At 40.6% G+C, this 20,845-nt stretch carries 23 protein-coding genes; 4 read left to right on the forward strand and 19 right to left on the reverse strand.

All coding sequences use genetic code 11. The annotated features are described in order from the left end of the window. Positions 1-96: 96 nt before the first annotated feature. From dld to IE337_RS07670, 7 genes are all read right to left on the reverse strand, one after another. The gene (gene dld / locus IE337_RS07640) at positions 97-1,782 is read right to left on the reverse strand and encodes a D-lactate dehydrogenase (protein ID WP_191136345.1); all 1,686 of its coding nucleotides are present in this window, start codon (positions 1,780-1,782) and stop codon (positions 97-99) included. Positions 1,783-1,899: 117 nt separating this feature from the next. Beyond that, complete coding sequence (locus IE337_RS07645) at positions 1,900-3,090, reverse strand: ABC transporter permease (RefSeq protein WP_191136346.1); 1,191 nt, start codon at positions 3,088-3,090, stop codon at positions 1,900-1,902. Beyond that, positions 3,080-3,757 carry an ABC transporter ATP-binding protein gene (locus IE337_RS07650; protein ID WP_191136347.1) on the reverse strand — a complete coding sequence of 226 codons (678 nt, stop codon included), beginning with the start codon at positions 3,755-3,757 and terminating at the stop codon, positions 3,080-3,082. The genes IE337_RS07645 and IE337_RS07650 overlap by 11 nt, the downstream gene beginning before the upstream one ends. A gap of 12 nt (positions 3,758-3,769) precedes the next feature. Then, positions 3,770-4,714 (reverse strand): efflux RND transporter periplasmic adaptor subunit, encoded by a 945-nt coding sequence (locus IE337_RS07655; protein ID WP_191136348.1) that lies wholly within the window; start codon positions 4,712-4,714, stop codon positions 3,770-3,772. Positions 4,715-4,770: 56 nt separating this feature from the next. Next, positions 4,771-6,078: a PH domain-containing protein gene (locus IE337_RS07660; RefSeq protein ID WP_191136349.1), complete on the reverse strand. Its 1,308-nt coding sequence runs from the start codon at positions 6,076-6,078 to the stop codon at positions 4,771-4,773. Further along, complete coding sequence (locus IE337_RS07665; RefSeq protein ID WP_191136350.1) at positions 6,071-6,547, reverse strand: YdbT family protein; 477 nt, start codon at positions 6,545-6,547, stop codon at positions 6,071-6,073. Before IE337_RS07665 ends, IE337_RS07660 begins: the two co-directional genes overlap by 8 nt. Before the next feature lie 14 nt (positions 6,548-6,561). Then, complete coding sequence (locus tag IE337_RS07670; protein ID WP_057747130.1) at positions 6,562-6,840, reverse strand: hypothetical protein; 279 nt, start codon at positions 6,838-6,840, stop codon at positions 6,562-6,564. Between the two features lie 266 nt (positions 6,841-7,106). Here IE337_RS07670 and IE337_RS07675 point away from each other — a divergent pair, with 266 nt between their 5' ends. Next, positions 7,107-7,244: an enterocin L50 family leaderless bacteriocin gene (locus tag IE337_RS07675; protein WP_191136351.1), complete on the forward strand. Its 138-nt coding sequence runs from the start codon at positions 7,107-7,109 to the stop codon at positions 7,242-7,244. A gap of 80 nt (positions 7,245-7,324) precedes the next feature. On the opposite strand, the gene IE337_RS07680 is transcribed toward IE337_RS07675, so the two are convergent. From IE337_RS07680 to IE337_RS07690, 3 genes are read right to left on the reverse strand one after another with little or no spacing between them, the layout of a single operon-like run. Next, positions 7,325-8,053, reverse strand: a complete 729-nt coding sequence (locus tag IE337_RS07680; protein WP_191136352.1) for a hypothetical protein — start codon at positions 8,051-8,053, stop codon at positions 7,325-7,327. Positions 8,054-8,083: 30 nt separating this feature from the next. Then, positions 8,084-8,875 carry a hypothetical protein gene (locus IE337_RS07685; protein WP_191136353.1) on the reverse strand — a complete coding sequence of 264 codons (792 nt, stop codon included), beginning with the start codon at positions 8,873-8,875 and terminating at the stop codon, positions 8,084-8,086. A 27-nt stretch (positions 8,876-8,902) separates the two neighbouring features. Then, a complete protein-coding gene (locus IE337_RS07690; RefSeq protein ID WP_191136891.1) occupies positions 8,903-9,265 on the reverse strand; it encodes a winged helix-turn-helix transcriptional regulator in 363 nt (120 codons plus the stop codon). Between the two features lie 121 nt (positions 9,266-9,386). On the opposite strand from IE337_RS07690, the gene IE337_RS07695 reads away from it, so the two are divergent. Both IE337_RS07695 and IE337_RS07700 read left to right on the forward strand, forming a co-directional pair. Further along, positions 9,387-10,403, forward strand: a complete 1,017-nt coding sequence (locus IE337_RS07695; RefSeq protein ID WP_191136892.1) for a zinc-binding alcohol dehydrogenase family protein — start codon at positions 9,387-9,389, stop codon at positions 10,401-10,403. 119 nt (positions 10,404-10,522) lie between these two features. Continuing rightward, positions 10,523-11,389 (forward strand): YihY/virulence factor BrkB family protein, encoded by an 867-nt coding sequence (locus tag IE337_RS07700; RefSeq protein WP_057747136.1) that lies wholly within the window; start codon positions 10,523-10,525, stop codon positions 11,387-11,389. A 206-nt stretch (positions 11,390-11,595) separates the two neighbouring features. Here IE337_RS07700 and IE337_RS07705 read toward each other — a convergent pair whose 3' ends face one another. Beyond that, entirely contained in the window at positions 11,596-12,435 is an 840-nt protein-coding gene (locus tag IE337_RS07705; protein WP_191136354.1) for an undecaprenyl-diphosphate phosphatase, read from the reverse strand. A 176-nt stretch (positions 12,436-12,611) separates the two neighbouring features. On the opposite strand from IE337_RS07705, the gene IE337_RS07710 reads away from it, so the two are divergent. Continuing rightward, complete coding sequence (locus tag IE337_RS07710; protein ID WP_057747139.1) at positions 12,612-12,854, forward strand: PspC domain-containing protein; 243 nt, start codon at positions 12,612-12,614, stop codon at positions 12,852-12,854. Between the two features lie 43 nt (positions 12,855-12,897). On the opposite strand, the gene IE337_RS07715 is transcribed toward IE337_RS07710, so the two are convergent. The 8 genes from IE337_RS07715 to IE337_RS07750 all read right to left on the reverse strand — a co-directional run bounded on the left by IE337_RS07715 (position 12,898) and on the right by IE337_RS07750 (position 20,706). Then, positions 12,898-14,457 (reverse strand): bifunctional metallophosphatase/5'-nucleotidase, encoded by a 1,560-nt coding sequence (locus IE337_RS07715; protein WP_191136355.1) that lies wholly within the window; start codon positions 14,455-14,457, stop codon positions 12,898-12,900. 15 nt (positions 14,458-14,472) lie between these two features. Then, on the reverse strand, positions 14,473-15,264 hold the full coding sequence (gene phnE, locus IE337_RS07720; protein ID WP_191136356.1) for a phosphonate ABC transporter, permease protein PhnE: 792 nt from the start codon (positions 15,262-15,264) through the stop codon (positions 14,473-14,475). Beyond that, complete coding sequence (phnE, locus tag IE337_RS07725) at positions 15,264-16,046, reverse strand: phosphonate ABC transporter, permease protein PhnE (RefSeq protein ID WP_191136357.1); 783 nt, start codon at positions 16,044-16,046, stop codon at positions 15,264-15,266. Before phnE (IE337_RS07725) ends, phnE (IE337_RS07720) begins: the two co-directional genes overlap by 1 nt. Further along, a complete protein-coding gene (gene phnC / locus IE337_RS07730) occupies positions 16,046-16,816 on the reverse strand; it encodes a phosphonate ABC transporter ATP-binding protein (RefSeq protein WP_191136358.1) in 771 nt (256 codons plus the stop codon). The genes phnE (IE337_RS07725) and phnC overlap by 1 nt, the downstream gene beginning before the upstream one ends. A 174-nt stretch (positions 16,817-16,990) precedes the next feature. Next, a complete protein-coding gene (locus tag IE337_RS07735; RefSeq protein WP_191136359.1) occupies positions 16,991-17,926 on the reverse strand; it encodes a phosphate/phosphite/phosphonate ABC transporter substrate-binding protein in 936 nt (311 codons plus the stop codon). A 180-nt stretch (positions 17,927-18,106) separates the two neighbouring features. After that, the gene (locus tag IE337_RS07740) at positions 18,107-19,225 is read right to left on the reverse strand and encodes an LCP family protein (RefSeq protein ID WP_191136360.1); all 1,119 of its coding nucleotides are present in this window, start codon (positions 19,223-19,225) and stop codon (positions 18,107-18,109) included. A 30-nt stretch (positions 19,226-19,255) separates the two neighbouring features. Continuing rightward, a complete protein-coding gene (locus IE337_RS07745; RefSeq protein ID WP_191136361.1) occupies positions 19,256-20,212 on the reverse strand; it encodes a thymidylate synthase in 957 nt (318 codons plus the stop codon). Beyond that, positions 20,209-20,706 (reverse strand): deaminase, encoded by a 498-nt coding sequence (locus IE337_RS07750; RefSeq protein WP_057747145.1) that lies wholly within the window; start codon positions 20,704-20,706, stop codon positions 20,209-20,211. Before IE337_RS07750 ends, IE337_RS07745 begins: the two co-directional genes overlap by 4 nt. Positions 20,707-20,845 lie beyond the last annotated feature (139 nt).

The following is a 20,845-nucleotide window of genomic DNA, read 5'->3' on the forward strand; positions in this document are numbered from 1 at the left end:
CCCGCTTGGGTGTGCTTTTTTTGTTTATCGTTTAACCTCTTGGTGCTAAACAAAAAAAGAGACCACGCAAGTCGCAGTCCCTGTTCATTTATGATTTTAGTAATTTCCGTAGTACTTCAAAGTTGACGTCTTTCCAATACCCGGGTTGAAACTGTTGGTTGGATCATTCTTGTGATAATGCTCAACCAAAGCTGGTGCAGCCTTATACATGTGTCCCACGTTGTGTTCAGCAGGATAAATGGCACCACGTTCATCAAAGATCTTGAGCATTTCTTCCTTCACTTCATGTGCATCAACACCCTTCTTCAACACATAGTCTTGGTGCATAACGTGATCAAGGAAGTGTCCATAATATAGCTTATATTGAATCTTGTCATCAAGCTCCTTTGGAAGGTGCTCGAACCAATTAAATTCATTACGTGGCAAAGCCACATCGATTGGCAAAATTTCAAGATTATCATCTTGGAAAACTTCTTCCAAACGGATCGCAACACTAGCTGTTACATAACGGTGTGTTGCGGCAACCTTGGCTTCATGTGGCGTACACTCGAAGTAATCACCCTCTTCTGTCTTGAAGAATTCCTTCAAATAGGCACGCGCTTCATCAATCCCATCACCTTCCATCTTCAATTGAAGGTAGTGTTGGTAACGATCACGATATTGTTCCATTCGCTTTGGCAATTGGTTTGGAATTGCATGGCTCATGGTCTGCAACATACGGTCTGGGAAGTATGGCTTAAACGTTGGAATGTGGTCCAAAATACGTTCAGCTGTTGCACGCATATTAAACAAATAAGGTAGTGCGTCGGTTCCCAATGTATCAATCACAACCAATGAATCTTTACCATACTTCTTGGCAAGGTCGTAAGCTTCACGGTGCATGTATTCCCCTGAAACAGGTAAGTGCTTGAATTCAGTCATGATGTGACGACGCATCTTCTCAAGTACGTCCGGATCATTGGTTCCAATATAGAACACTTGTGAGGCATCAGCCTTAGGATACGTATCCATACGAACCGCAAAAGTGGCAAGTTTTCCAGCTGCACCAGAAACTTCATAAAGTTCCTTAGGGTTGGCATTGTAACGTGTTGGTTCAGACGCATCCACATCACGAACACGCGCTTCATAATCACGCATATGCGCAACATGATTATCATCACGTTCTACATTATTAATATCGAAATTACGGTTTTCCAAATTCGTAATAATTTCTTCAGGGGTATCCCCTAAATCAATTCCCAAATGGTTCACCAAATGTAATTCATCATTTTCATCAATTTGTGCATACAAGGCAAGTTCAGTATAGGCTGGTCCACGTTGGATCAAAGCTCCACCTGAATTATTGTTAACTCCACCAACAACGGTAGCACCAATATTTGAAGAGCCAATGACAGAGTGTGGCTCACGGTCAACGTCATCCAACGTTTCCTCAAGCTTATGCAATGTCGTACCGGGGAAGGCTAACACTTGTTCGTTATTGTTAATCAATTGCAAACCTTTAATTCGCATACCGTTAACGACAACAATATCACGGTCATAACCTGAAGCTGGAATGGAACCTTCCGTCAGACCGGTATTTGCTGCTTGCATCAAGATAATAATATTATTCTTGTGCAAAACTTCCAGCACATGCCACAATTCCATTAAGTCGGCTGGCTTAACAACTGCAAGTGCATCCCCTTTTCCTGAACGATATCCTTCGCGATAGGGACGTGAACGTTCCTTGGATGTAATCACATTATGCTTTCCAACAATTTCCGTAAGCTCTTCTACAACACTCATATTCACAAACCCTCCAATTAAAATCTCTTTACAGTATTATTATACCACTTTAATTTTAAGGTACAGCATATCTAGTTAAACCACAAAAAAACCAGTCAGCTAACTGACTGGTCGGTTTTATCTAAGGATATCAATTAAATTTTTATTGGCCGCTTGCTTGGCCGGTAACCAACCAAAAATAACACCAACAATCGTTGACACACCAATTGCGAACACCACATCCCGCAAGGTAATCACTGCTTTGATATGCATATTCCCTGGAATCACCTTCACAGCTCCTGAAGCAATCAGATAACCTGACACCAATCCAATCAATCCACCGGTCACCGTCAAAATGATGGCTTCAATCAAAAATTGGTTACGAATATTCGCTTCTGTCGCTCCAACAGCTAAACGAATCCCGATTTCCTGGGTACGTTCTGAGACAGAAATGTACATCATATTCATAACACCAATTCCAGCAATAAATAGTGAAATTCCCGCCACGGCTGTCACAAAGAAAGTAATCCCGTTCAACACCTTACTAATTTGTCCAATCCACTTATTATTGTCCTCGTACTCATAGGTCCCATTTTGGCGGTTCGCCCCGTTCTTTTTGAGTAACTTTTCTGCCTTACGGCCAATTTTCTGTGGGTTTGCGCCCTTTTTGACATTGAGCGTCATAATTGACCCAGTTGTATTGTTTTCTTTCAAGTAAGCGTTGTACGGAATGATCGTGTCACTTTGATACGTATCATCCGTTGTAAATGTCCCAATCACGGTGTAGGCGTAATTCCCCAATGTTACCGATTTGCCGAGCGCATTTTCTGGAGATCCAAAATATCGTTTCGCTAGTCCCTTGCTAATCAACATGTTGTTCTGCCCCACGTCTAAATCCGCCTGACTAAAGTAGTGCCCACTATCAAGGTCGGGACCGCCGCTGCGTTTGCGAGCTACGGTAAAGTCTAATTCGCTCTCATCCCCATTAAGACTACCAAAATCACTCCCATAGTCGCCGGATAAAGTCGAAATTTTGGCATCAGTAATATCAGGACCAATTTCGCTACTCCGCAGGAAACTGACATCCGCTTGGGTAAAGCCATTCATACCTGCATCAGTATCACTTGTAAAGTCTATTTGAGCCTTCAACTCCCCACTTTTCGACGTTTTAAATTGCGACTTAGCCATCTGATTAACCCCATTTCCAATCGCCATAATCGTTATGACAGAGGCAATTCCAATGACAATCCCAATGATGGTCATAAAGGAACGTTTCGGGTTCATTTTAAGAGATTGAAAAGCCGTGATAATCGTTTCTCTAAATGTCATAATCAGCTCCCATCACTTGCCCGTCCAAGATTTTGATTAACCGTTCCGCTTGTTCACCCACCGAAGCGTCGTGCGTCACAATAATCAATGTCGTCCCAGCAGCATTTAAGCGCCTAAAAACATCCATAATTTCTATAGTCGTCGCACTATCTAACGCCCCCGTTGGTTCATCAGCAATCACGATATTTGGATTCGTCACAATCGCACGTGCAATCGCCACGCGCTGTTGTTGCCCACCGGACAATAATTTAGGATAAGTATCCGCCTTATCTAAAATGCCAACCTGTGCCAGAACATCTTCCACAATCCGCCGAATTTCTTTGTGCGGCTTTCCTTGATATTGCAATGGTAAACCGACATTATCCGCCACCGTCATATTGTTAATCAGCTTAAAATTTTGAAAAACCCAACCAACATTTTCATTTCGAAAGCGCGTGTATTGTTTCTTGCTCAAGGCTCGCGTATTTCGACCATTGAGCAAGTAGCTCCCTGAAAAATCACGATCCAACAAACCAATAATGTTCAATAACGTCGACTTCCCTGACCCAGAGTGTCCCATAATCGCAACAAACTCACCATCATTAATCGTGATATTAATATCTTTGAGAACATGTTGTTTTTCCTTGCCATGCATAAAAAATTTATTGATTTGCTTTAACTCTAACATCTGGTGCGCCCCCTAAATCTTTTTGCCATCAAGGTTACGCGTTCCAGGCGCCTTAACAATTGTTGCGGTCGAACTTAAATCCGTGTCGTCCACAATATAGCTGGCCCCAGATTTCTGCACTGGCAGTTGATGTTTATGGGCTCGGCCATCTTGAACTAAATAGACATATGTTTGCCCGTTTTCTTTTTTAACTGCTGAAGCTGGTAAGGCAACTTTATCTTGCTTAATCTTAAGCGTCACCTGTTGTCCAACCCGGTACTTGGCAGCAGCCGTTGTTTTGAAATCGTAAGTCGTCACCTTACCACTCGTCTTAGCAATTTGTGAGATAAAGGTGATTTTTTCAGTTGACGTTGTTGCTCCAGAATTTGTCGCAACTTGGGCGACAGACCCAGTTGCCAAATTATCGTAGTCAAAATCCGTCACACTTGATGCAATATATTTATCAACTGAGTCAATGACAATTTTGACGTTGTTGGTATCCGTATCATCAATCGAAAGCATGCCATCATAAGGTGCCACAATATTTTTTGTGGCACGATTTATCTTACGTTGTGCATCCGTCAATTCAGATTGTAAATCTCCAGTATCGTTACCCTTTTGTTGTGCGTTCGCAATTTGCGTCTGCAATTGGCTAACTTGATTCGTTGCCTCCGCCAAATCCTGCTGATTTGTTGCGATTCCCAAAACATCGCCTGCACTTACATTGGCTCCGTCATTAACATACAGATTGACCTTTGCTCCCTCAGGCACTGAAATTTCCTGCTGATGGCGGGCCTTTACAACGCCAGATTCACTAATTGGTTGAACCTGTATTGGATGCACGGTGGCTTCCTTTGATTCGTCCTTAGCTTTCTGCGGCTTTGATAATGCCATGATAATCCCCATCACCACCACTACCAACACAATTACCGCTAAAATAAGGCGTCGCTTTTTACCCTTAAATGCTTTTTTAAACATACCCTGATTCCTCCCAAGAAATACGATAAAACGTCCTATGCTTACAGTTTACCTGATTATCCTAAGGCTTCAACGGCAATAAACCGTAATGCTGGATTTTGATCCGTTCGACAAATATTAAGTTGTGCATAGTTTGCCAACTTGAATTGCGTTTCTGACCCCATAATTTGTGGTGGTAAACAATAACAACTGCGATTAATATACCCCACTTGAACTCTAAGTAACTCTAGGTTAGATTTCTCAATTTGTGTCAAAAATGGACGCAACAGCGGCGCGATACCTAATACCAATAACCAAATCCAACTAAACTGGATAAGCTGATATAATCCTGCGACGCCGGCCAGTAGGCAACAACCAACGCCAACCGCCCAGACAAGTTGGTCGCGCTTCGGTGGATTTGAAAAGACATTTGGTTGGTCGAAGGCGATTCCAAACTGATCATTGACCCATGTCCGCACCTGATGTTGTGATGCTAGTGGTATTAACAAGCACTTTGTTTGCGTATCAGCTGCAGGGTCATTTAAAATCGCTGACACTTGATAAAGGCGTAACAGACGCAAGCCAAAAGACTGCTCAATTTTAATTCCCATAACATCATCTCGCCTCAGTACATTACGATCACGCTCGAGCCACCCATTACTAATAGCAAAATGGTCCGCATGCACCATTAATTTGAATTTTGCATACTTGAAATACTGCATGCCGATTGACCATCCGGGCATTAACATTAATACCAGCGCAATCATCCAACCATTTAGTGGTATATTGATGCCGACATGCAGCGCAACCCAGTCACGCATTTGTGCCAGATCCATCAAGACTGGTACCATCAGTAAATAGTTTGCAGACAATAAGCCAGTTACAATTAATCTTTTTGGTGTAACACCTGACGCCATCTGTACGCCTGTTGCTGCATCAGTAACTACTTGTTTTTGAAGATGGTTTAACACCAGCTCAAGTTGCTCGACTTCTGTCTTTTTCAAAGCACAGAAAGTGACCTGTGTTTCATCACCACCATTTTTAAAATATAGCGTCAGCCCTGAAACGTTTAATAACTGCTGTAACCAGTTTTGCTCGATGCGATAATTCACTAGGGCTTGTTTTTGGTTCAATTCAAATGACCTGTGTTCAAAGCAGCCATAACAAATGCAGATACTTGATGTTTTTATTTGATAAGTGGTGTGTTGATACGTTAAGCCAATGGCAATAACTTGATACAGGACAAAGATGGACCATATTGGAACAGCAAAATCCGGACGATGTAGGGCGTGAATGAACACTTGGCACATGGGTATCAAAAACAAGACATCCAACAGCACTTGTTCACCCTTGATGAGGAAAAATGCTTTTGCTTGCTTATTCATTTTCTAACTCCATGTTTTTAACCTCTGCGTTGAAGTAGGTAATCAAGCGACATGCCTCACGCTCTGATATCCCGTGTAAGGCAAAACAACGAGCGGCGGTTTGAATTTCTACATCACAAATATGTAAATATTGCTTAATCATATGCGTTTGTTGCGTGATCCCATATACACGAGCGTACGGTATCCATGTTTTACATTTAACCACGCGACCACGCTCTAACTTAAAATGCTGCCTTTCATGATCCATATGTAAGCGTGCTGTCATGTAATAATTACGTTGATGAAGATACTCAAAAAACAGTCCAACGAAAAATATTCCCCATATCCACTTATCCCAAGTTGAATTCAATTGTAACAAGTGTCGTCCCAAAAGAAGTCCGGCTAATAGGCAACCGTCTACGCTCAATATCGCCCCCATGGTATAAAACCAGTACTTACGTGTTGACTGCCACTCCTGTTGCGTTTTCATATTTCCCCCTTACTTCATAATTCCCCAATTTCTGCTAAATGTTTTTTATAGATAACTTCAGCAATTGATGGTCGAATTACCTTTTCGTATACCAAGAAATCTAAATACTCTTTAAACTCAGCCTTATTTTGTGATGTGGCGATTTTTTGCCGTATCAAGTTAAGTTTCTTTTTTGCCACAAAGTAAGACTCCCCGCTCTTTTTTTGATAATGGTTAATCTTAAAATCCACTTCAATAAATTCTCTTATCAGTTGCAACTCCTGCTCACTTAAATACCTAATCCACCTTTCCATCTCATATCACTCCCTCTCTTATCCTAAATCCAACTCAACTTTATAAAAACCGGACTTTTTTGTCAAATGAAAAGAAATTATTTTCACTCTGGTTATAAATAAAATTTAAGTATATTCACATTTTAATCGATACCTTATTTTTTAATTCGTTGAACCGCCAAGCATGAACAACTTTTTTAAATTTCAAGCATATTTTTACGTCATTCCTTTTCCTAAACTTAAAACATAGCTGGTAATGACAAAACACATTTGAGGAGGAATTATATATGGGAATTGCTTTACGATTAGCTCGAAAATATGGTATGAGATTCTACCGATTGATTATGCGTTGGATTGGCGAAGGCTTCAGCATTGCTTGGATTGAAAAACAACTAAAACGACGCACTCGAAAGCGGCGCCACTAACCCCTTACTTCATAAAGTATCACCAGCTAAAAAAAGGATCATCACAAAAGTGATGATCCTTTTTTCATTTCAACCCTGATTTAACGAATTTTCTTTCCGGGCAAGGTGATTAAACTCCAAATGAACATAATAATTGGCATAACCAAAACAACCCAGAAACCAACCGCGAGGAATTGTGAATAATCAATATTTAAACTCCCCACAATTGAGTTTTGCAGTTCTTGATATACCATAACAATCGCATAAACAATAACCCCAAAATCAACAATGGCAATTAACATGGCAACTGCCTTAGCAATATAGCTACGAATTAATTGCAGCAACATATAAAGAATTGGGCAAATCATCAAAATATACATCAAGAGTGTAATCTTATGAGCATCAATGCCAATTGTTGTTAAATATGCACTCGAATTATTCAAAAAATCATAAAGACGAATCGTTCGTTCATCCGTATTTGGTAAATCGATTTGCAAAAATGGCAAGGTAAACAGTGCTAATAAATCCACGAAACCAATGATGAAACCAATCACACTTGTTCGCGAACGACGACCACGAGGTTGTGTGGTTGGCTGTTCAACGATGACTTCCGGTTGATTATCTGCCACTTCCGGCGCCACTTTAGTTTCAGGCGATTCTGCAACATTATGCGTTTGATCATACTTGGCCACGCGTGTGGCAGGTGTTTCATCACTCGCTAGTTCATCAACATTTTGTTGTTGGTTTTGCATTAATTCAGCAAGTTCACCCGTCGTTGGCTGACGTCCATACAATTTTTCAAATACTGCAATTACTTCTTGTTCATTCATTTTTTCATACTCCTGTCGCTCAATTTATGATTACTGGTATTGGGCAATTAAAGCCTTCAACTCAGCCTGGGCTGCTGCATCTTCAGAAACTTGGAACGTCTCGTCTGGGGCATATTCTGAAATATATTCACCATCATCATCATATTCACCAAATCCAGTATTGGTTGAAGCTGGACTACCATTACCTAACTTCAGTTCATAGACGACACCATTATCACCAAGGAGATACTTAGAGATTGGCTTATCAAAATTCATATCCACAGAGTAGTTGCCAGCCATTGAACTTTCGGCTGAAAGATCTTGTTGACCAATCTTGCCTGATTTTGACTTATAAAAGACACAGCCACCAAGTGAATGGATTTTAAACCCAGCTTTTCCTGGATTGTCTTGATTTTGCACTTGAATTTCACCATCAGGAGAATCTGCATACCAATCACCACGACCAGCAGCACCATGATCAAAATACCAATCAGTTACAGCCATGTGACCCATCTTGGCCCGTTCACCAGCCCAGTTATTGAAAGCTTGATTGATTTTTTCAGCTTGCGCCGCTGTTAAATTCACGGATGACTTACTGGTATGGCTCTCACTCGACTTTGTTGATGAATCCGCGGATGTTTGCGCCTCAGATTCCGATGATGCTTTCTCTGCCTGCCGTGATGATTCTGACATTGAACGTTCTTTGGCAGCCAAACTTGAGCTTGAAGCTGACATTTCAACTTTTTGCACGTGATGCTTTGCAAAGGCAGCACCTGCAAAAATTGACCCTCCCAATAAAACAACTAGCCCTAAAATAACTAACCAAACCTGTTTCTTTTTCATTTCCCAACTCCATACTTCCTAATTTATTTATGATTCATCTGCACCATCATTGGTTCGGGAATGTACCTTATCGGCATAATCCTCGCCCCAAACGGCCATTGCTTGAATAACTGGCTTAAGGGTTGCGCCAAATTTGGTCACCCGATACTCCGTCTTAACCGGTACAACCGGATAGACTGTTTTATGGATGACCCCATCATCCTCTAGTTCTGCCAATTGTTTGGCTAACATGCGTTTGGAAACATATGGTAATTTTTCCTGTAATTCAGAAAAGCGTAACACCGTATTCTCAAATAAATGATACAAAATCACACTTTTCCATTTACCGGCAATAAACTGTAAAGTGTTTTGTACTGGACAACCCACATCGCAATCATATAATTTACGCATCATATTACCTCCGCTACTCTATCATACCATTTTAAACGGGGTGCACAATAATTCACCTCTTCCTATTCATTTAAATAGGTGTAGTATATGAGTTGTCAGGAGGTATGATATGAATAATTCAATGAAAGCTGTTGGTTTCTACCAACATTTACCTATTACAGACCCTGCTAGTTTTGAAGACGTAACAATCCCCATCCCAACACCAGGGGCCCATGACTTACTTGTCCAAGTACAAGGTGTTTCTGTGAACCCCGTGGATACAGGCGTTCGTAAGGGGGGCCGTAAAAACAAATTAGCACACCCTAAAATTATTGGTTGGGATTCAGTCGGCACGGTCACAGCCGTTGGTCCTGAGGTTACTTTGTTTACTCCAGGCGATCGCGTTTGGTATGCCGGCGAATTTACAAAAGCTGGTAGTGATGAAGAATTTCAAACCGTCGATGAACGCATTGTTGGTCATGCTCCCCAAACATTAACCGATCAACAAGCTGCTGCCATTCCGCTGGTGGGTTTAACGGCTTATGAAGCTTTATTTGAAAAAATGCATTTAGACTTCACCTCACACCAAGGTGAAAGTATCTTAATCATCAATGGATCTGGTGGTGTCGGCTCAATGGCTGTGCAACTCGCTAAGTTAGCTGGTTTGACTGTCATTGCAACAGCCTCTAAACCCGCTTCAATCGATTGGGTTAACCAACTTGGTACAGATTACGTGGTTGACCACCATCAATATTTAGTTAAGCAAGTACGCGCCCTAGGTTTTAAAAATGTTGATTATATTTTGAATCTCAATAATTTGGATGCCCATTGGCAAGAAATTGCTGAATTAATTCGTCCCGACGGGATGATTGCGGCAACGACTGAAAACCATCGTTTAATTGACCTACAAGCTTTAACCAAGAAACGTGCAACGTTTGCTTGGGAATGGATGTATAGCAAGTCATATTACCAAACTGATAATATGATTACACAACATGATATTTTGGATCATATTGCCCAGTTATATAACGACAAAGCGCTCCAACCAATAGATACTGTGCATTATCAGCCTATTAACGCTGAGAATATGCGGAAAGCGCATGCTGATGTTGAATCTGGCCATATGGTCGGTAAAGTAAGCCTAACTGCTTGGTCGTAATTTAAATAAACGGCGTCCCTTATTGGGGACGCCTTATTTGATTCAGGTATCCTGTATTTATTTACGCTCTATTTTCGTATAGAATAGTATGATAACAGTGCGCGGGAGGGATAACGAGTATGCGGAAATATATGAAAAAATTCATGAATAGCTCAGCCATGCAAACAATCGTCGATTATTGCACACGCATCTACTTGGGTTATTCGAGTGCCGCAATTACCTACTATGCCCTCCTCGCCATCCTACCAACGCTAATTGTCGCTGGTAATTTACTATCAATCCTCAACTTAAGTTTAAATAACGTGATGCATTTTCTCAATCACTCACTGCCACCATCCGCTTTAACGATTGTCCGCCCTATTATTAAATCAATTCTAACGCAACACGGGTTAGGCGGTTTTTCAATTTCCTTAGTCGTTATGCTCTGGACAATGTCCCGCATGGTTGCATCCATTCGCATTTCGCAAAATACTATTTATGGGGTCAAACCAAAACATATCGCCATTATTGACCAGTTTGTTTCTTTCTTCTGGCTTATTTTAATTCTTGGAATTATCGCTGCCTTGTTAATGTTTGCCGCCTTCGGTTCAAATATTCTTGATGCTCTACCAATCAGACAATCAACGATTAACCACATTAACGCAACGCGACCGTACATCGTTGCAATTGGACTTTTCATTGGTGTTAGTCTTTTCAATTGGTTGTTGCCTGCCAAAAAGCCCTGGCTACCTTGGGCGCTGTTGGGAACATTTCTCGAAGTATCAGCGTTCATGCTCCTAACTCAAGCTTTCAGTGCTTATGTTTCAATCATCGCAAAAGCTTATTCTTTTTATCAGGCCATTGGTTCGGTGATTGTCGCCATGCTCTGGTTAAATTTCATGGCCTTGATTAGTAATATCTGTACGATTATTACAGCTATTTTAAATGATTTTTGGCCCGGAACCTCATTACGACGACGTTCACCATTCCAAGCCCGCGTGAAGTAACAAAATTTAAGTTCCGTTTCAGTCCTGCTTATCAAATGTTTAAGCTAACGGCGTTATATTATATTCATACCTAATTAAGAGAAAAGCAACCCATACTTTTTTCATAAACCTACTCCTATAAAAAACACCAGGAATCCACCTGGTTTTTTTTTTGCACTATTTTGCGAAAAGAAAAACCCCTGCCACTGGCAGGGGTTTTCGTTTAATTAAGCATTAATAACACCAACTAAGATCAAGGCGATAACTAAAATACCAACCGCAATTCGGTAGTATCCAAAGGCCTTAAAGTCATTCTTCTTAACATAATCAAGCAAGAACTTAATGGCGATATATGCAACAACCCATGAAACCATGAATCCAACAAACAGTACCCCAGATTGAATCATGGTAAAGCTACCACCCTTGAGGAAGTAACTACCAAGCTTCAAGATTGCGATACCGAACATCATTGGAATACTCATGAAGAATGAGAATTCTGTTGCCACGAAACGTGAGGCACCTAAGAGCAAAGCCCCTAAGATAGTTGCCCCTGAACGTGATGTTCCTGGGATGATGGCTAGCACTTGGAAGAATCCAATGAATAATGCCATCTTGTAACTCATAGCATTCAAATCCGTCAACCATGGTTGCTTGTCAGACAAGTAATTTTCAATAATGATAAACAAGAAACCATAAAGAATCAACATTGCAGCAACAACCCAAACGTTGTCGCCCATGTAATCATTCAAGGCTAACCCGATAATCGCTGAAGGCAACACTCCGACGATAACCTTCGACCACAAACGCCAAGTTTGATTCTTCTCAACTTGCGTCTTAGAGGGGGCAAATGGGTTCAGCTTATTGAAATAAAGCTGTAGCACGGCCATAATCGCCCCCAGTTGAATCACATATTCATACATGTGAGTGAAGGCTTTGGTCCAAACCGCACCACCGGGAATTCCCATTAGTGAGTCGGCGATAATAATATGCCCCGTTGATGAAATTGGTAGGAATTCAGTAATTCCTTCGACAATTCCAATAATAAAGGACTTTAAAAGTTCAATCATAAGTTATCTCCTATATTTACTTAACATTACCATACCAAAAATTTACAGCTAGCAAAACCTTTATGCACTTTTTTTAATTCTTTTTAAATTAGCGTATAATATCCCTTGCAATGTTATACGCTGTACAGTATAATTTTATGTATAAACTAATCGTAATTGAAATAGGAGAAAATATTATGAAGAAGAAATTATATAAGTCAGATAACCGTGTCCTTGCTGGAGTTCTTGGTGGCGTTGCCAACTACCTAAACATTGATCCAACTGTCATTCGTATTCTATTCGTTATCATTGCGTTCATCACTGGTTTTGTACCCTGTGTGATTTTCTATATTATTGCTGCAATGATCATGCCCGATATGCCTAACTTCTCACAATATGAACGTGAAGATGTAACGCCTAACAAAGATGACGAAATCTAATTAAACTAAAAACACTGCCGAGCTTTATGCTCAGCAGTGTTTTTTATTTTGTATAGCCAACCGATTGAATATTAGTTGGTTGCGAAATGCTAATTTCTGGATGCGCCATAATATAATCACCAATTAAATCAGCCGTTTCCCGTTGTATCTCACGTACAATCTTATCAACTGAAAACATCGGGAAATCACCAGCACCGCTCGCGCGATAATTATTCATGGCAACTTCGTAGACCTCATCCATCACAATTGGCACACCGTGATATGACACTGACTGCACTCGATTTCCACATGGGCGACTAAAGTCAAAAGTATAATCAATTCCAGACCAAATATCATAATTATAATGTTGTACTTTGGGTACTAGATAATCCTGGTTCACACCTAATTGACCATCTGTTTGCACAGAAAAATACTGTGCATTAAGTTCTAAGGCTGCGATGATATCTGCCCCAGTTAACTGTTCAACTACTAAAGTGTTGGGATAGATGTAATTGGTCATAATATCCCGCAACGTCACTAAGTCCGGTAATCCTTGAACCTCATCATTGAATAAAGCAGTATTCGCAATGTGCGTATGTCCAGCATCCATCTGAACACGATTAACTAACTCAATGAATGGGTGATTATGCAACCGTGCCTCAAAATGATCATCAATATGCATATTGTTTCCGACATGCCCCACCGGTTGATCCAACCATTCGTTGGTAGCCTTTTGCCAGGGTTCAATCATTTGTACAATTTCTTCCTGCTCTAATTGTAATCCAGTCGTCACAAGTTCAGCTGACCCCATTTTAATGCCATTTTGATTATCCAATTCGAGCCGAATCACGCCAACATGACTTGCACGGTAACCCGGCTGGGTCGTTGGCACTTGATTAACGACATCAGCAATTTCACGATGTTGATGGCCTGTAATTAAGGCATCAAGCCCCTCAAGTTGTAATAGTTGATAGCCCTGGTTCTCTCCAGTTAACGGTTCAAGTGGTTCCCCAGTTTCCAAATCTTCTGAAAAACCACCGTGATAAGCCACGGCAATTACGTCTACATTTGGACGCAAATACGCAATATATTTCTCGGCAACCGCAACCGGGTCCAAGAATGTTAAATTTCTGATATGCTCTGGTGTCTCCCAGTGTGGAATATAACTCGTCGTCAAGCCAATCACACCAACACGCACACCACTCTGTTCAAAAATTTCATAAGGCTTTCCAATAAATGGCTCCCCAGTTTGATTATCAATGATATTTGCATTGAGTAAATGCGGGTCATTCGCCAGAAGGTCTGTTAGATAATCACGCCCATAATTAAATTCATGGTTTCCTAAAATTCGAACATCATAACCAATTTTTTGGGCCAAATCTCCATAAATAGCGCTTTCAGAAAATGGTTGTCGGGCTACATAGTTTGTCAGTGGTGACCCTTGAATAAAATCACCATTTTCAATGGTAAGAACCATGTCTTCATTAGCATTTGAATGCTGTAGTTGCTCAATAACGGTTGCGGCACGTGCTAATCCAAAAGCATCATTAATGTTTGGTCGCCTAAAATCATCTGCCCGAATATAGCCATGTACATCAGAAGTCGATAAAAGTGTTACACGCATACTCTACCTCCAAATTTATACAAGCCGCTTACGGATTTGACCAGAAACGTAATCAATGACCGTAACCATCACAATAATTCCCAATAAGATAATGCCAACACGCGACCAGTTACGCGTTTGAAGCGCGAAAATCAATGGCGCTCCAATCCCCCCTGCTCCAACAATACCTAGAATAGAAGCCGAACGAACAGCTATTTCAAACCGGTAGAGTGTGTAATTCATGAATGCTGGTAGTACCGCAGGTATTGTAGCTAAAGTTAAACTATCTAAACTAGACCCACCAGCAGCAACAATTGCTTCATTCGGTCCCCGATCAATATCCTCAATTGATTCGGAAAACAATTTTCCTAACATTCCAATTGAATGAATTGATACCGCCAAAACGCCTGCATAAGCTCCTGGACCAACCGCTTTAATGAACATAAGTGCTAAAACAATTTCTGGGAAAACACGAATGACTGTTAAAATAAATTTTCCAATCGATGAACGAACATTGAGCCCACGTTTTGTATGCGCTGCAAAAAACGCAAATGGCACTGATAAAAACGCCGAGAAAAAAGTACCCAAAAAAGCGATTGCTAAAGTTTCAACTAAAGCATTTATGAGATCTTCACCATCCCCGGTATGCACATACGACCAATCTGGGTGAAACAATCCACTAAAGATTGAACGTGTCACTTCGCCAGCAGTTTCCTTGATACTACTTAAATCAACACCAGAAAAGGCCCAAATGTAGATAAGTACCACAACTAGCAAAATCAACCATGGTTTAATACGTTGCCATGGGCTTCTGTTTACTTTTTGCATTATGCCAAGGCCTCCCGTAAGTAGTTTGAAATACCATCAACAACGACAACAACAATTAAAATACCAATAATCACGATTGCGGTTCGACTATAGAGAAACATTGAAAGCGTTTGATCTAGGTATAATCCAACGCCCCCTGCTCCAAGGTATCCTAATACTGTTGATGCACGTACATTAATTTCTAGCGTATATAAAAAGTAACTCAAAAATTGGTTGAAAACTTGTGGAATCACTGAAAAGAAAATTGTTTGCACATGATTCGCGCCAGCAGCTGTTAATGCTTCGACCGGCCCCTCATCAATGGTTTCAATAGATTCATAAAACAACTTAGAAACCATTCCAAAGCTAAAGATGGTCAATGCTCCAACACCAGCCATCGGCCCAATTCCAACAATCGCCACGAAAATTGCTGCCAACAACATATCTGGAATCGCACGTACAATGTTCAAAAAGAATCGTACAACGCTTAAAATAAATTTGTTTTTCATGATGTTTCTTGAAGCTAACAAACTAAACGGTAAAGCCAACAGCGTTCCCAGTAGCGTTCCTACTAATGCCATTTGGATCGTCTGTAACAGAGGATCAATAATAACTGGAAAGTATGACCAATCTGGATGTGCCATTTCTTTCCAGATTTCAAAAAATTGATCCCAACTAAACTCACTAAATTCCCCAATTGATTGGGTTGCAGTGATTAAGATAAGCATTAACAAAATTAAAGTCAAAAGTCCTTTAACATGCCACTTTTGACTGAATTTACGTTCAGGTAAAAGTGCATCCATTATTGTTTACCATCACTTTCTTCAGCATAAATGTTAGCAAAATCCGATTCCTTAACTGATTCAATCGGTGCATCATAGACTAATTTTCCAGCTCTTAACCCAACTATACGACTAGCATATGCCATAGCAAGCGGGACACTATGTAAGTTAACAATAACCGTCATACCTAATTCTTCATTCAAACGCTTCAAATCATCCATAACTAGTCGTGTTGTTTTCGGATCTAATGATGCAATTGGCTCATCAGCAAGAAAAACAGTGGGTGACTGCATCATGGCACGAGCAATCGCAACACGTTGTTGCTGTCCACCAGATAACTCATCAGCACGAGTATAATACTTATCCAGCATATTAACACGTTCTAAATTTTGTTCGGCGCGCTCTTTATCCGTCTTAGAATAAAGGCCCATCACGCTTTTCAAGGTTGAATAATACCCAACTCGTCCATTAAAAACGTTGCGAGCAACCGATACACGATTAACTAGATTGAAATTCTGGAAAATCATTGCAATATTGCGTCGAATTTGACGAAGTGCTTTACTTTTGGCTTTCGTAATATCCTCACCATCAATTAGGATACTACCGGTTGTAACATCATGTAGTCGATTAATGGCGCGAAGCAATGTACTTTTCCCAGCTCCTGATAATCCCACTACTACTACAAATTCACCTGCGTGAATATCTAAATTAATGTCATCTAGACCAACGGTTCCATTTTTATATACCTTAGACACATTTGAAATTTTTACTGTCCCTTTAGGATTTTCCATAATTGTACGCACTCCATCTATCAGATTTTATTTAGCAGATTACTGCAATTTTTAGTCTTAATAATAAGTCGAATGATCTCTACGCCGAATGCAATCATCACAGCGAATGGCATAAAAAAAGAACTAATCATTTTGGATTAGTTCTTCAATTTTTAACACTTTACACTCATGCAACTATTGCATGTCTTCAATCTTCTTTTGGTAATCACGCACCTTATTGAAGTTTGAATCCTTGGTATCAGTAACACCTTCCCAAGTATAGACATCCTTCATAATTTGCTTACCTTGCTTATCATCATTTGCCACATGCTTCATGGCCTTCTTAATTTCCTTTTGGTCATGCTTTGAAACACCCTTACGAACTGAAATAGTATCATTTGGAATTTCAGACGTGTACTTGATAACACGGGTATTCTTAAAGACCTTCTTGTTGTCGTCCTTAACAAGGTTACGGGCATCATCGAAGACAAATGCTGCGTCAGTGTCTCCGTTCAAAACAGATAGAACACCTTGATCATGCCCTTTAACTGTTACCAACTTTGATGACTTTAGAACATTGATGCCATCCTTTTTCAAATCCACGATTGGGAAAATATACCCAGCATCAGAAGTTGTATTTTGAACAGCAATTGACTTGTCCTTCAAATCTTTAGCATCTTTAATTTTTGAGTCTTTCTTCACGACAACCATTGAACGATAAGAGTTCACTAACTTCTTAGTGTTAGATCCATCACCCTTTTTGTCGTTAATACCATAGCGTTCTGATTGCAAGAGGGGTTCAACACCGTACTTAGAGTGCGCATGAACATAAGGGTCAGGTGGCAAGAAGCCTAAGTCAACTTTCTTTGAACCCATCGCCTCTACAACTGTATTGTAGTCGGTTGAAACTGAAACATGTACTGGTACACCAAGTTGCTTTGACAAAAGCTTTTCTAGTGGCTTCGTCTTTGCTTCCATCTTATCAGCTTGAACAGAAGGTACGAATTGAACATTAACTTCCTTCATATCTACCTTCTTTGATGCTGCATCAGCAGTGGTCGTTGATACCACACCGGCTGTTGCGGTCACTGCAAGTGCTGTTGCAGTTCCCACAAGTAGTTTCTTTAACATCAGAACCCGTCTCCTTAAAATTAGTTATGCTTACGCTTAGAAGTGAACGACCTTTTTCTTCAAAGGTTATATTAAGCATAAATCCGAACGATAACGTTGTCAACACTGTTTTTGTTCTCTTTTTAGCATAAAACGTTTTAACAATAAAAAAAGTTCGGCTAATAGCCGAACTTTGTTGTTTTATGGTGTTGGTAAGCCGCTTTGTGCAAGATCAGTCTCAGAAACCTCACCACCGTAAAGAGGTCCCGTTTCTGCTGGTTTCAAATCAAGGGCTTTACGCAGCTGATTCGTTACCGATTGCTTTACTTCACTACTAATAAATTCTGAGGATCCCCGTTTTGTATCGTATGTTTGTCCAGTCAAATGACCCGTTTTAATGGTCTTACCTGCTAACAAGTAGTTACCACTAATTTGTTCAATATCATGTGATGACAAATCAGTCTTTACTGACTGGCTCACGGCCGAAATAAAGTCAGCATCAGCTAACCGAAGCGGGTTAGACAAGGCTTTCTTTGAAATTCCTTGAATGACTAAACGTTGCCGTGCTTGACGTCCATAGTCCCCCTGCGGATCTTGATAACGCATTCGTGAAAAAGCTAACGCCGCTTTTCCATCCATCCGATCATATGAATGGGTAACATCATCCTTACCCGTGTGCGTAAAGTGGGTCGACCCTTTGGTGAATTTATACAAATTACCTGGATCACTATGGGCCGTTTCAGGATTAAACTCGAAGGTTAATGGCGAAGCAACTTGAATGCCACCCAACTCATTCACAACCTGTTCCAACCCACGCATATTCACAATGGCGTAGTAGTCAATCGGGACGTTTAACCACTGCTGTACCGTCTGAATCGACGTTTTAGCTGACCCATATTCATAGGCCGAATTTAACTTCGCTGGAAATTCGCTCTCATAACCTACTGGCGCCACGATACTATCTCGTGGTAGTGACACAAGTGTCGTTGTCTTTTTTTGTGGATTCACAACTGCCAACATTAACGAATCCGTTCGTCCCTTATAATTACGTCCGAATTCCCCAGTATCTGTCCCCATTAATAAAATAGAAAACGGTTTACGTTGCTTTAATAATTTGCTACCATTGCGCTCTTTCTTTACATGCGCCGGCTGATAGGCTTGATTCATCGCGCGATTCGCATTGACTAAAGTATGCGCCCCAAAGCCAATCCCAATTGCCATAATGAGCAGCGTTATCGTTAACACAATGTTGCGTTCACGATACGCTGACTTGATGTACCGTGGTCCACGGACAACACGTCGCTTTTTTCTATCTGACATGCATGGTGCCCCCCTCGCTCCATTACTATCTTAAACAGCCACAGGGGCCTTAATTGACTTGCTTGGATGATAATTTTTGATTTTAATGTCATCCATTGTATAGTCGAAAATTGATTCAACATCTGGGTTTAACCAAAGTTCAGGTAAATCAGCCATTGGTCGCGCTAATTGTTCTTCTACTTGGTCCACGTGATTATTGTAAATATGCGCATCCCCTAATGTGTGCACAAATTCACCCGCTTCATAACCCGTTTGAGCTGCTACCATGTGTAACAACAATGAATATGAAGCAATGTTAAAGGGGACCCCTAGAAACATATCAGCTGATCGCTGGTACAATTGCAAACTAATCTTTCCATCTGCTACATAGAATTGGAACAGCGCATGACATGGTGGCAAAGCTTGGGTTGGCACTGCTTCAGGATTCCATGCCGTCACAATCAGACGACGTGAGTCTGGGTGCGTCCTAATTTGTTCGATGACATCCGCCATTTGATCAATAAAACCACCCTGGACTTTCTTCCAGTGGCGCCATTGCGCGCCATACACATCCCCAAGTTCACCAAATTCTGTCGCAAACGCATCATCCGATAAAATCTTATCGACAAAAATCTCGTGTTGCTTATCATATTCGGTAGCAAAATCTTCATCGACTAAAGACCGACGTCCAAAATCAGACATGTCAGGTCCAGTATAACTATCTGACTCAACCCAATTTTTAAAAGCCCATTCGTCCCAAATATGATTATTATTTTCCAACAAGAATTTAATATTGGTATTTCCTTGTAGGAACCACAACAACTCACTCTTAATTAGTTTAAATGGTACCCGCTTAGTCGTGAGAAGCGGAAAGCCTTCTGCCATATCAAACCGCATTTGACGCCCTAAAACAGAACGCGTCCCAGTGCCGGTACGATCTGTCTTAACGGCCCCATTTTCTAAAATATCTTGGAGGGTATCCAAGTAAGCTTGTTCATTCTGGCTCATTCCGTATCTCCTTGTGTTGAATCAATATATTTCTCAAAGTGTAACTTTTCAATATCGTCAGCTGTAATCGTCACTTGTTCTAAGGCAACATGCTTTTCATCAATCAACGTCATCGCAAAATCATCGTTGCGGTAGTTACGTAAGTAATTAATTTTCTTTATCCCTGCTTGTAATAGTAGCTTTGTACAATATACACACGGGAAATCTGTGACATAAATTTCGGCATCATCTGATGAAATCCCCATTTTAGCCATTTGCATCAAGGCATTTTGTTCAGCATGAACGGCACGAATACAATGACCATCAACCATTAAATCGCCGACCTCATCACAATGTGGCGTTCCTGAAACTGAACCATTATACCCACTGGCAATAATACGTCCGTCTTTGACAATAACTGCTCCTACTTGTAATCGGGTACAGGTACCACGTGACGCTAACATCACTGCTTGCAACATAAAATAGGTTGGCCAGGCAATTCGCTTTTCAGTCATTTTTTCCACCTCAATTTATTTCTAACTCCCATCATACCGCATTCATGACCAGATTAAAATCGTTCCATACACCCCAACCATGATTTTTAGTCTTCAAATTTATAGCTCCTAAAAATTTCTAAATAATACCTTTTTTCGT

Origin of the sequence: Weissella viridescens, from assembly GCF_014789145.1 — a bacterium.
GTDB lineage: Bacteria > Bacillota > Bacilli > Lactobacillales > Lactobacillaceae > Weissella > Weissella viridescens.